This is a genomic window from Mesorhizobium sp. M1006 (assembly GCF_040318825.1).
Taxonomy (GTDB): Bacteria; Pseudomonadota; Alphaproteobacteria; order Rhizobiales; family Rhizobiaceae; genus Mesorhizobium.
Window position 1 is genome coordinate 47,208 of record NZ_JAMYMZ010000036.1, and the last position, 14,514, is coordinate 61,721.

At 59.6% G+C, this 14,514-nt stretch carries 17 protein-coding genes; 1 reads left to right on the forward strand and 16 read right to left on the reverse strand.

Annotated elements, in window-relative coordinates; genetic code table 11:
* Positions 1 to 25: 25 nt before the first annotated feature.
* From NKH60_RS25965 to NKH60_RS26035, 15 genes are all read right to left on the reverse strand, one after another.
* Positions 26 to 475, reverse strand: a complete 450-nt coding sequence (locus NKH60_RS25965; protein WP_031212498.1) for a CoA-binding protein — start codon at positions 473 to 475, stop codon at positions 26 to 28.
* 5 nt (positions 476 to 480) lie between these two features.
* Positions 481 to 852 carry a 2Fe-2S iron-sulfur cluster-binding protein gene (locus tag NKH60_RS25970; RefSeq protein ID WP_352474288.1) on the reverse strand — a complete coding sequence of 124 codons (372 nt, stop codon included), beginning with the start codon at positions 850 to 852 and terminating at the stop codon, positions 481 to 483.
* Positions 849 to 2,204 (reverse strand): selenium-binding family protein, encoded by a 1,356-nt coding sequence (locus NKH60_RS25975; protein ID WP_352686746.1) that lies wholly within the window; start codon positions 2,202 to 2,204, stop codon positions 849 to 851. The genes NKH60_RS25970 and NKH60_RS25975 overlap by 4 nt, the downstream gene beginning before the upstream one ends.
* A gap of 916 nt (positions 2,205 to 3,120) precedes the next feature.
* The gene (csgH, locus tag NKH60_RS25980) at positions 3,121 to 3,522 is read right to left on the reverse strand and encodes a curli-like amyloid fiber formation chaperone CsgH (RefSeq protein ID WP_352850681.1); all 402 of its coding nucleotides are present in this window, start codon (positions 3,520 to 3,522) and stop codon (positions 3,121 to 3,123) included.
* Between the two features lie 69 nt (positions 3,523 to 3,591).
* The gene (locus NKH60_RS25985) at positions 3,592 to 4,029 is read right to left on the reverse strand and encodes a curlin (protein ID WP_352452314.1); all 438 of its coding nucleotides are present in this window, start codon (positions 4,027 to 4,029) and stop codon (positions 3,592 to 3,594) included.
* A 334-nt stretch (positions 4,030 to 4,363) separates the two neighbouring features.
* Entirely contained in the window at positions 4,364 to 4,903 is a 540-nt protein-coding gene (locus NKH60_RS25990; protein ID WP_352851920.1) for a transporter, read from the reverse strand.
* Positions 4,904 to 4,937: 34 nt separating this feature from the next.
* Positions 4,938 to 5,216, reverse strand: coding sequence for a hypothetical protein (locus NKH60_RS25995; RefSeq protein ID WP_352851922.1), 279 nt, complete (start codon positions 5,214 to 5,216; stop codon positions 4,938 to 4,940).
* Positions 5,171 to 5,596, reverse strand: coding sequence for a hypothetical protein (locus NKH60_RS26000; RefSeq protein ID WP_352618151.1), 426 nt, complete (start codon positions 5,594 to 5,596; stop codon positions 5,171 to 5,173). Before NKH60_RS26000 ends, NKH60_RS25995 begins: the two co-directional genes overlap by 46 nt.
* Before the next feature lie 193 nt (positions 5,597 to 5,789).
* The gene (locus tag NKH60_RS26005) at positions 5,790 to 6,263 is read right to left on the reverse strand and encodes a nuclear transport factor 2 family protein (protein ID WP_352618179.1); all 474 of its coding nucleotides are present in this window, start codon (positions 6,261 to 6,263) and stop codon (positions 5,790 to 5,792) included.
* Positions 6,264 to 6,336: 73 nt separating this feature from the next.
* Entirely contained in the window at positions 6,337 to 7,086 is a 750-nt protein-coding gene (locus tag NKH60_RS26010) for an SDR family NAD(P)-dependent oxidoreductase (RefSeq protein ID WP_502907776.1), read from the reverse strand.
* 249 nt (positions 7,087 to 7,335) lie between these two features.
* A complete protein-coding gene (locus NKH60_RS26015) occupies positions 7,336 to 8,253 on the reverse strand; it encodes an alpha/beta fold hydrolase (protein WP_502907777.1) in 918 nt (305 codons plus the stop codon).
* A gap of 176 nt (positions 8,254 to 8,429) precedes the next feature.
* Positions 8,430 to 8,666 carry an alpha/beta fold hydrolase gene (locus tag NKH60_RS26020; protein WP_352851929.1) on the reverse strand — a complete coding sequence of 79 codons (237 nt, stop codon included), beginning with the start codon at positions 8,664 to 8,666 and terminating at the stop codon, positions 8,430 to 8,432.
* Complete coding sequence (locus tag NKH60_RS26025; RefSeq protein ID WP_352851931.1) at positions 8,667 to 9,491, reverse strand: alpha/beta fold hydrolase; 825 nt, start codon at positions 9,489 to 9,491, stop codon at positions 8,667 to 8,669.
* Between the two features lie 146 nt (positions 9,492 to 9,637).
* A complete protein-coding gene (locus NKH60_RS26030; RefSeq protein WP_352503612.1) occupies positions 9,638 to 9,883 on the reverse strand; it encodes a hypothetical protein in 246 nt (81 codons plus the stop codon).
* A gap of 83 nt (positions 9,884 to 9,966) precedes the next feature.
* The gene (locus NKH60_RS26035; RefSeq protein WP_352873863.1) at positions 9,967 to 12,705 is read right to left on the reverse strand and encodes an ATP-binding protein; all 2,739 of its coding nucleotides are present in this window, start codon (positions 12,703 to 12,705) and stop codon (positions 9,967 to 9,969) included.
* Between the two features lie 439 nt (positions 12,706 to 13,144).
* Here NKH60_RS26035 and NKH60_RS26040 point away from each other — a divergent pair, with 439 nt between their 5' ends.
* Positions 13,145 to 13,792, forward strand: coding sequence for a tyrosine-type recombinase/integrase (locus tag NKH60_RS26040; protein ID WP_352686920.1), 648 nt, complete (start codon positions 13,145 to 13,147; stop codon positions 13,790 to 13,792).
* 153 nt (positions 13,793 to 13,945) lie between these two features.
* Here NKH60_RS26040 and NKH60_RS26045 read toward each other — a convergent pair.
* On the reverse strand, positions 13,946 to 14,514 hold a 569-nt coding region (locus NKH60_RS26045), incomplete at its 5' end, for a tetratricopeptide repeat protein (RefSeq protein WP_352873865.1).

Consider the following 14,514-nt stretch of genomic DNA (forward strand, 5'->3'; position numbering starts at 1 on the left):
ACCCCCGAATTCTGCGCCCCTGCAGTCATATTCCCAAATGCAGCTTTGGCTTCCAGAAGGGGCGGAACAACTCAATCTTGGGACAGCGGTTCATCACCACTTTCAAGCCCGCTTCCTCCGCCAACTGGGCGGCAGCGTCATCGCGCACCCCAATCTGACCCCACAGAACCTTGGCATTAATTGCGATGGCCTCCTGTGCAACTTCCAACAGATCTTCGGAGCGGCGAAAAACCTCAACCATATCCACAGGCCGGTCGATGGCCGCTAGTGACGCGTACACCTTAAGCCCTCGAATCTCATCCAGACCGGGACTGGGGTTGACCGGGATCATGTCGTAGCCGATTTCGTGCAGCACCCTGAGTACCCCATAGGAAAATTTAGTTTTATCGGGGCTGGCCCCAACCATCGCGATGGTTTTGACCGATTTCAGAATGTCTTGCAGATAAGCCTCCGAATAGGGCTCATCATGATTCATATGGGTCATTTCTTTGCTTCCAACGGGGTCGCAATATCGGCTTTCAATTCATGAGCGGCCAGCGGGTCAAGGAAGGGGTTGCGATAGAGCTTGTCGTGGCTCTCAACGCCGACCTCCAGCGTGCAGTCGCTCAAAGGGCGGGCGACGCAGAGGATTATATAGCCATTGTTGATCTGGCGGTTGTTCAGCGCCCGCTGCGCTTTTTGATCGACTTTGCCGCTGATTATTTTGGCCGCACAGGTTATGCAGCCGCCATACTTGCACCCATACGGCAGATCCACGCCCTGCTCGCGCAAGCTTTGCAAGAGGGGCTTGCGGTGATCGACGTCAAAGGCCGCACCGCCTTGATTGGCGAGAATGATGGTGAAGCAGGTCATACCCAGATGTCACTCGTGCAATCACCCCCGGGATAACGGGTTTCGTGGCAGCGGCTTGGTCCATTTGGTTCCTTACCAAAATCAACAACGAATAGCGGATCGATTTCCATGCCGCCGTTTTCTGTATCGCAATTGACCATCAGCATGCATCCGCCATTGGTGCGGATTTCCGGATAGAACTGATTATCCCACGTCGAGAAGAGTGAGGTCGTCACGTAAAGGCGCTTGCCGTCGAGGCTGAGCTGTATCATCTGAGGCCCGCCAGTCACTTTCACGCCATTGACCTCAGGCGCACGGCCGAGAAGTCCGCCCATCCACACTTGTCCGGTAAGCTTGGCGTTGTGAGGGTCCGAGATGTCGTACTGACGAATGTCGCCATGCAACCAGTTGCACAGATAGAGGTATCTATCGTCCATGCTGAGCAGAATGACCGAGATCACGCCCGGTATTGGTATCGGCCATTCGGGATGCGGCTCATTGCCGACATCGACAATTTTTTCCCATTGCCAGTCACCCGCCGCGTTCTTCCACCAATGGATGATATTTGCAGAAAGGGCCGCGCCAACAAAGCCGTGACTGCTGTCGGGGTTATGATGGAATCGCACTTCCAGTGGGATCAAGCCATCTTCACCGAGATAGAATGTTTGCTTTGGCTCCTTCTTTTCAAAATCCCAGAAATGGATCTCTCGGCCATATTTCAGATGACCAACCTCTTCCAGGTCAAAGCCAGGCATGAAGGTATTGGGCGCGGCCCATTCCGAGCTGACCATTACGTTGTGTCGCGGCTGGTACCAGAAATCATAACCAAACTTGATCCTGCCCATGGAATTTTCCCAGCGGCCGACAATCTCGAACTCCTTGCTGAGTTGCAAATAGCCGCCGGGGGCATTGCCCTCGGCGTCACCAAGCATGGAAACGATGATGTCCGAGCCGAGGCAATGCACCGTGTGTGGCGCCGACAGGTTAGTCCTGGCTTTGATTTCAGCGCCGTCTATCACCTTGAACAGTGTCGGGCTGCGCGGATCGGTACCGCAATCGACAATATGCAGATTTGACGAGCGCACACCCGGCACGATCAGATATTTCCGCTCCATGCTCGCATCGCCGTGGCACGACGAACAGGCATTCCAGCCCGAGTGATGAAGCTCATCGCCAATACCCGGCATTTGCAACCGCGAAATCACCTGGCTGTAAGTCGAACTCTCCGGGTCGACATCAATGGTGCACAGATAGTCCGGCTTCTGAATGCCCGTGCCGGTGTAGATGGCAATCGTATAGAGCAGCTTTTCGCGAGGTGCCGTCATCGCCTCGGCTGGAGAAGCATAGCCCGGTCCACAGCAATGATTGGTCATGGGTACTTCCCTTTGAACAGATCACTGGCCAGCCCCAAAGGGGCAAGCTGGAATGTTAGTGCATGCTTGGCATTGGCGCTATGGCCGGGGTGGCTTGTGAAGTGCGCAGGTGACGTACAACTTGGCTACAGAGCCCCCGTGGGACCACCCAACGCCAGCTTCTTATCCCGAGGGAACGCTGGCGGAGTGACCGGAGAGCAGTGCCTGGACCAAGCCCAAGTGAAAGCGCCGGCTTCTTTCCACGGTTTCAAGACAGTATTCCAGCGGTCGGGAACGTCTGGGTTAGGTCAGTTCGAGACTTCGAACCCCGGATTCGATGTCTGCATTCTCGCGCGTTCTTACCACAATTGATCGGACCGCTTCCGGCTATTACCTGATCCTCAATCGCAATCGCACATGGCATCCTATCAGGTTGAGCTACCATCGGCGCAATGCGTGTGGGGTCTGAGCGGGCGTGCAAAATGAGAGCGTTGCAATCGCTACCTCGACGTTGCTGAGCGAACCCAGCACTGCGTGCACGATGCCTGGTTCTTTGAGTGTGGAGGAACGAGCACTCGCCGACGGTGTCTTCGTCGGACCCTTGTACGGCGTCTCCGCGGTGCGGCGGAAGCGGTGAGGCCACCGCTGGTGACGACCTCCCTCAGCCTTGCCTCTCCGGCCTGGGAGGCCGGTGCGGACAGCGCCACCTGGCCGATGCTGCCGGCAACGAGAGCGGCAGTAAGGGTTATGAACATATTGCGGGTCATCTTGGTCTTCATTTCCGGCTGCCTAAGCCTATGGCCAACCTTCCCGAATTGCGGCTGAACCATCCCGGAACCCGTCGTTCAGCTGTCGTTCAGTCATTTTTCCCTGCTCGGCAGACATAGAAAAAGGGCGCCGAACGCCGACGCCCTTTTTCGTAGACTGGCCGGTGCGATCAGGTCGCGCCGCCGACCCGCGCGGCGCAGCCGATGCTCTTGCCATCGACTGCAACTTCGAGCTTGGCGTCGTAAATGGCGCCCTTCGCGTCGAGCGTGACAGCGCCGAGCGTAGCTGGCTTGCCGGGCGCGGCGCTGAAGGCGCCGCCCTGTTCGATGCTGGTGCCGCCGGTGCGACCGGTGCTTTCGACATGGAAGGAATAGGTGCCACTCACGTTTCTGTCGGCATAGGCAAGCGATTCAAGCGAGACCATTCCCCCTTCCGGCGTGGCGCGGATCTCGCAGCGCACCGGCCCAACGGATTGGTCGGCGGTGGCCATGGTCGCCAGCGCGCCGGCCGGGACCAGGACCAGGGCGAGTGCCGCCATGACGCGGCGGGAATGCTTGACGATGCGGGGCATGGTTCGTCTCCTTGGCTTGGCTAGCGGCGGCCGCGGAGTCTTTCCGCGGCCGCCTGGCCGTTCCCGTGTTTATGGGCAGGCCTGGACGAAAGCTGCGACATTGCCGCTGCCGCCCTGGCTGACATTGGCATCGCAGCCGTGGCCCACCTGTACGCCGGCAGCAATGTTGCCGTTACCGTCCTGGGTCAGAATGGTGGTGTGGTTGGAGCCGAACTGGCCGACGCCGGCCACGTTGCGGTTGCCGTTCTGGTAGGTGGCGCCGTAGTTGCCGGCCCCGTCCTGGCCGATAGCCGAAAGGTTGTGGCGGCCGCGCTGCTGGCCGATCACCTTGTTGAAGCGGCCGTTCTGATACACCCGGATACGGTTTTTGAAGCCGTTCTGGGCGCCGCCGGCCGAGTTCGACCAGCCATATTGCTCGATGCGCACGTCATTGGCCATGGCCGGAGCGGCGGCAGTGATACCGACAAGAGCGGCAAGCGCGGTTGCGATGAAAGAATTGCGGATCATGAGAGCGTCTCCTTTGGCGGACGGGACCGCGGTTGAACGGCTTCTTTTTAGGAGATGCCGTTCGAACTAAGGCTGAAGGCGGCGTTCAGCTGGGGTTCAGGAGGGCTTGCGCGGGTCGTGGCTGCGGCGGTCAGGCCGCTATTCGCTAGGGCAATGGGTGGAGCACACTCGCCAAGGGCGGCCGGTGTTGGACATTTCTATACTTGGGGTTGGCCGCTTCCGGCCCACAGGCTGCCGGACGGCAATGCGCCTCATCTCGGCCGTAGAGACCAGCTTTGCGACCGCCTGAAAGCGGACCTTTCTGCACCGCGAAGAAAACTGCGTCTGTGGAGCGTCACGGGAGAGTCCTCTCTTTCTCAGATAGCCTCGGAACCGAAGCCAAGAGCGCATGAACGGCCCGCGACGGCGGCCAATCGCCATCGCCGATTATAAGCAGGCCGCCACCCGCACCTTTCGGTTGGATGTCGAACAGGCTTGGGAGGACTGCAACCGGTTTGCCGGCCTGCAGAAATCGACCGATCAGCGACCCCGCCAAGCCGTCATCGTTGCTGCTCCAGATTGAGCCCGGCAAACCGACGCAGAAGCCACCATGAAAATCCTCGATGAAGACTTGGCCAAAGGTAAGCGTGTTTGCCAGATCATCGCGAGCATGCCGGTCGCTTCGAAACCGCGCCGCCAGTTCGCTTCCTTCCCCGCCGGGTCGTTTGGGCCGCGTCGGCCAGGGATAGCCTCCTGATACCGACGCAAGCAGCATTTCAGCGCCGGCATCCAGAAGCGCGTAGTAGACGGCAAGGAACCGAGAGAACTCAACACAACCGTCGCCGGACGCGTGACTGAGCATGACAGCAATGCGAATTGGCGCTTCCGGAAACACGTTGCTTTACTCCACCCGTGAGCCTTGTGAACCGTCAACCTGCTGCGGCAGAGGTTTGCTCGACCGGCAAACGCGCCCCGATCCATGCCAGCACATCCGACATGACCGTTGCGCGGCCAAGATCGTTCAGCAGGTCGTTAAAGTGGGAGGGATATAACTTGAGCGTCTTGTCGGACGAGCCCACAATGTCGAAAACAATTGGCTGCCGGCCGGCTTCGTCCCCTTGTACGCCGTGCCGTGCAGAATGAAGACCGGCAGCGCAATGAACTACGCCGAATATCGGCGCTTCCGATGTCTGCGATTTGTCCTGCATCCGTCTACACTCCCGGTGAGTGGCGAAAGCTGCCGCAATATCGTTTTCGGTAAAGCCGGGGGTATGTGTTGCGGGCAGTTCCAGTCGAAGGCCTCGACCTTGATGAGCATCACGCGCTCGACCGCCGAAGCATAGTCGGCGAGTGTCAGCCTTGCCGCGAGCGCCGCATCATCTTGGGTACCGATGACATGCATTCGACCGAAGATCTTGAGACGGCGCCTGTTCGGAGAGTCGATCAGCAGCAGCGAAATACGGCTGTCCGTGGCGACGTTGCCGGTGGAACCGACTTCACGGCGTGCATAAGCGCTGCGGCTGCCCATCGTTTGCTGCACGGATTTCACTGCGTCAGTGAACCCGATTTCGGCGAATTTGTGGGCCATTCATTGCTCCCTGGGAGCCGCTAGATGGTGTGCTAGATGGCACGAGAACCCGGACGATTTGGCAGATCCGTGGGGCCAACTTCGAGATTTCCCCGAGTCCGTTCTTCTGGCGGATGGCGGCTCGCGCCTTCGAAGCCATGTTCGCGGAGGATCTCGGCAAGAACCGGAATAAAGTTCGAACCTTCTCCGACGATTACAATCCTAAATCCGACAGGCCCGGATGATCGGCCGGACGTGGTCCGGAACGGTCCCAGAACAATTCGCGTTCTGATTCCTGAATTGGCAAATCATTGATGCAGGCAAAGCGCTTTTGCATCAGGCCGTTTTCGTCGAATTCCCAATTCTCATTGCCATAGGCACGGAACCAGTTGCCGGAATCGTCGTGATATTCATAGGCGAAGCGAACGGCGATGCGGTTGTCCGTGAAGGCCCAAAGTTCCTTGATCAGCCGATAATTCAGTTCACGCACCCACTTGCCGGTCAGGAAGGCGACGATAGCATCGCGTCCCTGCACAAAAGTCGAGCGATTGCGCCAATAGCTGTCAACAGTATAGGCGAGCGAAACGCGTTCGGGATTGCAGCTGTTCCAGCCATCTTCTGCACTGCGAACCTTCTGGATGGCGGTTTCGCGGGTGAATGGCGGCAGCGGCGGGCGTTGTTCAGGCATGATCTTTCTCTTTTCAGTCAGTGTTCCGATTGGCAAGCGGTTGTGTCACGGTCCCCACGACGTAACCTGAAATCTAGATCTGCGCGGAGCCGCCATCCACAAACAGCTCGCTTCCCGTGACGAAGCTGCTGTCGCTGGAAGCAAGGAAGAGGGCCGCGCTTGCGGTTTCGTCGGGGTCAGCGAGACGCCCTAACGGCGTTCTTGTCGACACGAACCGGATCATCTCTTTGTGTGCCTCCTCGGATGGCGCGAGCTCGTGCCAGCCGGCAGTAGAGGTCGCGCCGGGAACAAGTATGTTGACGCGGATCCCTCGGCCGGCCAGATCGAGTATCCAACTGCGCGCGAAGTTGCGGATTGCTGCCTTGCTGGCGCCGTACACGTTGAACCCAGGCGTGCCAGTGGTCGCAGCGGTCGATCCAGTAAGGATGATCGAGCTATCGTCACGGAGAAGCGGCAGCGCCTTCTGGACTGTGAAGAGCGTGCCTTTTACGTTGACTCCAAAGGTTCTGTCGAAATGTTCTTCCGTAATAGCGCCAAGAGCGGAAAATTCGCCGCCACCCGCATTGGCGAATAGGATGTCGATGGCGCCGGCCTCATCCTTCACGATCTCAAAAAGGCGGTCGAGATCGGCTAGATTCGCTATGTCACCCTGAATGCCTCGCGAATCATTGCCAACTTCGTTGACGGCCGCATCGAGTTCCTTTTTTCGTCGGTCGGTCATAAATACACGGGCGCCTTCCGCCGCAAACCGTTTTGCCGCGGCCAAACCGATGCCACTCGTTGCACCGGTGATCACTGCGACTTTTCCGTTGAGCTTGCTCATCACGAAATCTCCTGATCCAAGTTGGCCGCGGCGGCGATGAAGAGAGACGGTATGGTCCGCGCCTGCGGCTGGCGGGCGAACCTCATTGACGGCGCTCAGGTTTCGACTGAGCACACCCATCGAGCGCCGGGAGGCGGCCAGGCAGCACAGGCAAAAGCCGCGAGGCGAAAGTAAATTCTGGCGGGCGTTTTCCGGCCATCCGCTGGCGGCCGTAACGCCGCCAGCGCTCAGATCGCGGCTGACGCCGGCTCAGTTAGTAACCACCTTGCGGTCCAGGAAGTCCCGGATAAGCGGAACCATCTCGTCCAGCTTGTCTTCGAGCGCGAAATGCCCGGTGTCCAGCAAATGAAGCTCGGCTCCTGGCAAATCACGAAGATATGGGCCGGCGCCATCGGCGGGGAAGATTTTGTCGTTCTTGCCCCATACGATCAGCATCGGCGGCTTGCGCTCGCGGAAAAATGCCTGGAATTTCGGGTAGAGTGGAACGTTGCTGCCATAGTCGTGGAAGAGATCGAGCTGGATGTCCTTGTTGCCGGGACGGTCGAGCAGCACCTGGTCATGTCCCCAATTGTCCGGGTCGATCCGGGAAACGTCGGCTACGCCGTCCGTGTATTGGAATTTCGTGATGGCAGGCGTGACAAGGAAACTCAGCGCCGTCCGATGCGCGGCCGAACCGTCCGCCCAATAGGCCTTGATCGGATCCCAGAATTCCTTCAGGCCCTCCTCGTAAGCGTTGCCGTTTTGCACGATCAAGGCGGTTACCCGTTCCGGATGTTTGAGCGCGAGCCGGTATCCGACCGGAGCGCCATAATCCATGACGTACATCGCGTAGTTGTTCGCGCCGAGTCGCCCGAGCAAGCCATCCACCAGATCGGCGTAGTTAGCGAAGGTGTACGCGAATTTGGTGTGATCAGGTGCCGCGCTCTCGCCAAATCCCGGGTAGTCGGGCGCGATCACGTGATAGCGGTCGGCAAGCGCCGGGATCAGATTGCGAAACATGTGTGAAGAGGTCGGGAAGCCGTGAAGCAGAAGCACAACCGGCGCGTTAGCCGGCCCTGCCTCACGATAGAAAACGTCGACGCCACCGATCTTGACGGTGTGGTAGTGGGTGGTCGAGTCCACGATCTCAGCGGCGGCGCTTACAGGGGCATTGACCATCATCGGCATTGGGCTCGAGGAAAGCAGTGCAGCAGCAAACACCAGTGCGGTGCGGCGGGTATTGAAAGTGAACATTTGATCTCCTTTGTCCGGCGGCTGCCGGGATTATTGAGGAAAGGCGCTACGCGGGCACGCGGTTGCCCGCGTAGCGCAGTCAACGGCCTGTGGGGGGAGGATGCGGGGAGTCAGGCCGTTTTGCGTATGAAGGCGAGGAGCTCCGCGTTCACCTCGTCTTTGTGTGTGGTGCATAAACCGTGCGGTGCACCTCTGATCACCTTCAGTTTCGCGTTCTTGATCAGCTTCGCCGACAGCAGCGCCGAATCCGCGATCGGGACGATCTGATCGTCGTCTCCGTGCAGGACGAGCGTCGGTAGGTCGACGTGCTGGTTGAATTCACGGCAAGTCTCCGCTTCCGCTGCCAGCTAACCTTTGATGAAGGCGAGCAGGTCGGGGTTTACGATCTCGGGATGCGTAGCGCACAGGCCGTGCGGCAGACCCTCATAGGTCTTCAGCGTGCCACGCTTGAGCAGCTTGACGGAAAGCGGCGCGGAATCCGCGTAAGGAACGACCTGGTCGTCATCGCCGTGCATGACCAGCACCGGAACGTCGATCTCCTTGAGATCCTCGGTGAAGTCTGTCTCGGAGAAGGCCTTGATGCAGTCGTAGTGCGCCTTCGCGCCGCCCATCATGCCCTGCCGCCACCAGTTCTTGATGAGACCCTGCGAAATCTTCGCGCCTGGCCGGTTGAAGCCGTAGAAGGGGCCGGAAGGAACGTCGATGTAGAATTGAGCGCGGTTCGCGACAAGCGCTGCTCTGAATCCGTCGAACACTTCGATCGGCAGGCCGCCTGGATTCTTGTCCGATTTCACCATGATTGGCGGCACCGCCCCGATGAGCACCGCCTTGGCAACCCGCCCCGGTTCGGCGCGCGCCACATAGTGCGCGACCTCGCCGCCGCCGGTCGAATGACCGATGTGGACGGCTTCCTTGAGGTCCAGCGCCTCGGCCAGCTCCGCGACATCGGCGGCATAGGTGTCCATCTCGTTTCCCGTGGCGGCCTGGGTCGAGCGGCCGTGGCCCCGGCGATCATGCGCAATGACACGGTAGCCATTTTCCAGGAAGAACAGCATCTGATTGTCCCAGTCGTCGGCGCTGAGCGGCCAGCCGTGATGGAAGACGATCGGCTGGCCCGCCCCCCAATCCTTGTAGAAGATCTCAGTGCCGTCCTTGGTGGTGATGAAGCCCATGGTCTGTTTTCCTTTTCTGGTTTGGGTGGCGACTTCCGCCGAGAGCGCCTGGGTTGGGTTCGCCGGCAGTAGCGTCGCTGCGGCGCTGGCCATGCCTGCCGCAAGCACGTCGCGACGGGTGAAAGAAGCGGAGGATTGGAAGGCGCTCATGGCCGCGTCTCATCGCCCAAGAAGCGGATGACCTCCTCGCCGAACTCACGCGGGTAGGCGATGCCGCCAACATCGAGCGTCTGCGTCTCCACGCAAGCGGCGCCGCATGCCGCTGCCTGATTTTGCTGAACCGGAGTTGTTGGCGTGGCCAGCACGGCAGTTGTCAGAACAGAGAGCAGTGCGGTGCTGGTCAGGCCGGCCACGACAGTTCGACGAAAGGAGGTAATGCGGGTTGAGTTCATCGCTCTGTTCCTTGGCATAGTGTGTGCTTCGTTCGGTGCCGAAACAGTCGCGCAGGAGAGCGGTGTAAACCAGTAAATCGATGCTAAACGGTGCTAACGTGCCTGTTTAGCGCGGCAAGACTGTCGGCTGAACGTCGCTCCAGGATTGTGGCTCCCTGGTCACGGGCAATCGTTATCGCGCGCTCAAAGAACGCCCGGGCGTCGGGCCGGCGCGAGGATTGCCCGGCCAAGATCACGCCCTTCTGGCGAATCAGCTCAGCGCAATACCAAGCCTCGCCGCTAACTTGACATCGCGACAGTGCGCCATCCAGCAAAGCCATGGCTTCCGGTTCTCGGCCAAGCCTCGTCAACCCGGAGGCGAGGATTGACTGGAAGACGGTTTGATAGAGATAGAATCCCGCGCGATCCAATCGGTCGAGAGCTTCGCGAACGAGGGTGACGCCTGTCGCCGCCTCGCCACTCCGGATCAGGATGTCGCCCTCGAAGCACTCCGCATAGGCATGCCAGACATCGAGCGCATGATCTCTCGTGCGTCGATGCAGCATTTCAGTGTAGCGTTCGGCGCGTGCCAGATCACCCGCCATCAGCGATACCGGACAGGCCGCGTCCGACAGCGCGTGGCAAAGCGTAAGATTGTGGCCTGCGGCAATCGCTGTTTCGATAAGGTCGTCTATCTCGCGCAGAGCTTCGTCTGTCTTACCGCGAAGCCACAGCACACGCGCCAACGTAATGCGAGCGGTAATGCGCTGCTCATATTGAAAGCGCGCAAGGTGTGCTCTGTTAGCCGGCGCTTTATAGGCGGCCAACATGCGCCGCACATGGTCCTCCGCACCGGTCTGGTCGCCAAGCAGGTGCAGCGACCTGGCCTTCATCCTCTCGCCGATAAGCCGATCGGCGTCGTCGGTCGACCGCTCCGACAGTATGAGAAAGGCTTCGGCCATCTCGAGCCCGGCGCGGGGTTCGCCGCTGTTGGTTCGATCCACCCAGAGTGCCCAGAGGGCACGCAACTGGAAGTCCACGTCGTCAACTTTGCGGGCGATCTCGAGCGCGCGCGTCCACGCCTCAGCGCCGCTGGGTCGGCCCGAAATCGCGCGCATGTGCGGAAAACCCAATGCCGCATGCAGCTGCATCAGGCTCCGTTTGTCGGCTTCCGGCTGCTTTTCAAGCCAGTCCAGCGCTTGCTGGACACGCGACAGGCATTCGTCGACGAGCGACAGCTGATACCACAATGGGATCGCCGCGATCGTCATCGCAACGCCCATCGCGCTCTCGCCTGCTGGCGAAAAGCACCAGTCGAGGGCCGCCCGCAGATTGCCGATGTCGCGGCTGTAGATTTCCGGGGATACCGGCTCCTGCGCGACCTGCCACTGTCGCGCGGCATCGTCGAAATGCGTGCGGTAGTGGGTCGCATGCCTGTATGACGCCTCGTTCTCGAAGCCGGATGCCGAAAGCTTCTTCGCCGCATAGGCGCGCGTCATGTCGAGCAGGCGGTAGCGGATGGGATGGGCGCTGCGGTCGGCGACCACCAGCGATTTCGCGATGAGGTCAACGATACTGCCTTCCACATCGACCGCCCCTTCGCCCGATACAACGGCGCGCGCCGCTTCGAGCGTGAATTCCTGGTTGAACAGCGATAGCTGGGCAAGGACGAACTGTTGCGTCGACGAGAGCAGCGTATAGCTCCAGTCCAACGTCGCGCGCAGCGTCTGGTGGCGTGGAAGCGCCGTGCGCCGTCCGCGCGTCAGGATGTCGAAATTGTTCCGCAACGATTCCGCGACGCCTGCAATGCCCAAGGTGTCCACACGCCCGGCGGCCAGCTCGATGGCAAGCACGATGCCGTCGAGCCGGCAGCAAATCTCGCCCACGATCGGCGCTTCGGCGTTGCTTAGGAAATAGCCGCCGACGCTGGCTGAAACGCGTTCGACGAAAAGCTGGACTGCCGGAAAACGCAGCGCAGCCGGGCCGTCGAGCGCTTCGTTGGTGCCTGGACAGTCCAGGGGTGGCAGGCGAAGAACCCATTCGGCTGGGATACGAAGCGGTTCCCTGCTGGTCGCAAGGATGGTCAACTGCTGCGTCTCGGCGATCAGGGTTTCCGCGACCACCGCAACCTCGTCAATCAGATGTTCGCAACAATCCAGGATGAGCAGCATCGAGCGGTGGTTGAGCTGTCTGGCAAGCTCGGCAAGAGGATCAGACGACGAGAGCACACAGCCTGCCTTGGCGGCAATCGACCCGGTGAGCAGTTCTCCGTTCAAAATCCCAGCGAGATCCACAAATGCGGTCCCGCCCGGATACTGGTCTTTGAGACGGTCCGCAAGCGCGATTGCCACCGTCGTCTTTCCAATACCACCTGGTCCTACGACCGTAAGCAGCCTTTGCTTCGGCATCTGTCGCTCCAGCAGATCAATAACCGCCTCCCTGCCGATAACTCGGTTCGCAAGACGGGGTACCGACGGCTTGCCGCCAAAGGCCGGCTGCCCCTCTAGACTGACAGGGGCCGCCTTATGAGAGACGGCGGCCACAAAGCTGTAGCCCCGGCCGGGGATGTTGGAGATGTATTGCGGAGCGTCGCTGCTTTCGCCGAGAATCCTGCGGAGCGATGCGATGTGAACGCGCAGGTTGTTTTCTTCGACGAACGTGTTCCGCCAGACCAGCGAGACGAATTCATCCTTAGAGATGACTTCGCCGGGCCGCGACGCCAGGACGATGAGGATGTCCAGCGCACGGCTGCCGATCTTCAATCTTTGATCGCCCTGCAGTAGCATGCGCTCGGCGGGCACCAGTGTAAACGACCCGAAGGAGAGTGCGACGCTCGTCTTCAACTCAAAACTCAGATTGATGCCCGGATAATTTAGAATTCCATAATGCATAACTCGAGGAAACAGGCCAGCCTGTCGGACGCGCCCCCTTCGTTGAACTCCCGTCCTCGCGATTTAGAGCGATCGCTCAAAGCGGGGGTGACGCTCGCAATGTCCGGTTTGGGATCAGGAACGCTGGTTGCGGTGAAGGGTCGGTTATCGAGCAGCGAAATGGGCTGATGAAGGGCGGCTCAGCGGTCAGGTCACGACACATATTGACACCGGATCGAGTCAGCATTTCCGATCCCGCCGGAAGTTAGCTTTCGGGACGTTAGAAAGCGACCGGACTGAACGTCCGCTCTTGAAGATCGGCAGCTGAGAGCTGTCAGTGCGCTCCCGGCCCAGACCCTGACAGGCCATACGCGTTCCTCCTGGGGCCAATCATGGCCGAAGGAGAAACGAAATGGGAAATTCACACTACGACCCCGTTGCCACCAATCACTGCGCTTGGAATGCGGGCATGAAGGTTGGCACGAAACGCCCTCTTAAGCCTCGGCAGATATGGGCGATCCGTTTCTTCCTTGATCGGGAGCAGCGCCTGCGCGATCGAGCGCTCTTCGATCTGGCGATCGACAGCAAGCTTCGGGGCTGCGATCTCGTTAAGATCAAGATCGGCACTCTTGTAATCGGCCCGGAAATCCGCAGCCGCGCGATGGTAGTGCAACAGAAAACGGGGCGGCCAGTGCAGTTCGAGTTGATGGGTGACGCTCGCGCGAGCCTTCTCGTGTGGCTGGAACGCTGGAACGACGCGGCGGGACCGTTGATGACTATGCATTTCCGAGCAGGATCGACCGCGCAGCGCGCAGCTCACCTGAGCACGAGACAGTATGCCCGTCTCGTCGACGAATGGGTCGCGGCGATCGGGCTTAGACCCCAGGAATACGGCACGCATTCTCTGCGACGCACCAAGGCGTCCATCATCTACAAGGCGACGGGAAATCTTCGAGCCATCCAGATCCTGCTTGGCCACACCAAGATCGAGAACACGGTCCGTTATCTCGGTGTCGACGTCGAGGATGCCCTTGAACTTGCCGAGGCAACGGAGGTCTGACCAACAGCGGCTTCACTTCCCGATTGGAGCCGCGAATGCTTTGCGCCAATGTCGGCCGTTAAAGTTAGTTGTGCCACCGCCTTACAGCGGACACTACCGGCGACGGCGCTTGAGGGCGTAGTTGCGCCAGGAACGGGCCTGCCCTCAACCAACTCATTTTCTGGGCATCATATTCAGGGTCATTGCTTCACTCTCCTCGTGGCCTGCTGATATTCGAGCTCCAGTCGCGACTATTTGGGCCCCCATCCGATTGACAAGCGCGACATAACGGGGATGAGCGCGGAGCGAGTCGAGGTCGCTATCCTGACGCATCCATGGCATGCGCAAAATGAGGTAGGCACGTGATGCAGTTAGCTGACGTTCCAGGCAATCGATAGCCTGCTCCGTCTTGCCCAACTTCGCATAACAACAGCCTATGTTGTACTGAACCGCAATGTTGTCTCCGGCGAACATTTCAGCACGGGAGGCCCACGACAGCGCGCGTTCAATCTCGCCAAGTTCCGCCAGCATTGTGGCCCCGAAACATAGCGCGGTGGCATTGTCGGGATGCGCTTTGACTTCCTTTTCCACTCGCAGCACACCTTGCCTTTTTGCTTCCTTGGCGTCGTCGCTGCGGCCAAGTGAAATATAGACCATCCCTAGTGGATTGATCGAGACAAAAGAGTCCGATGTTGGATTCCCATCGGTTTTCGCATGTGCGACGATCGTGCATGCGCACCGGT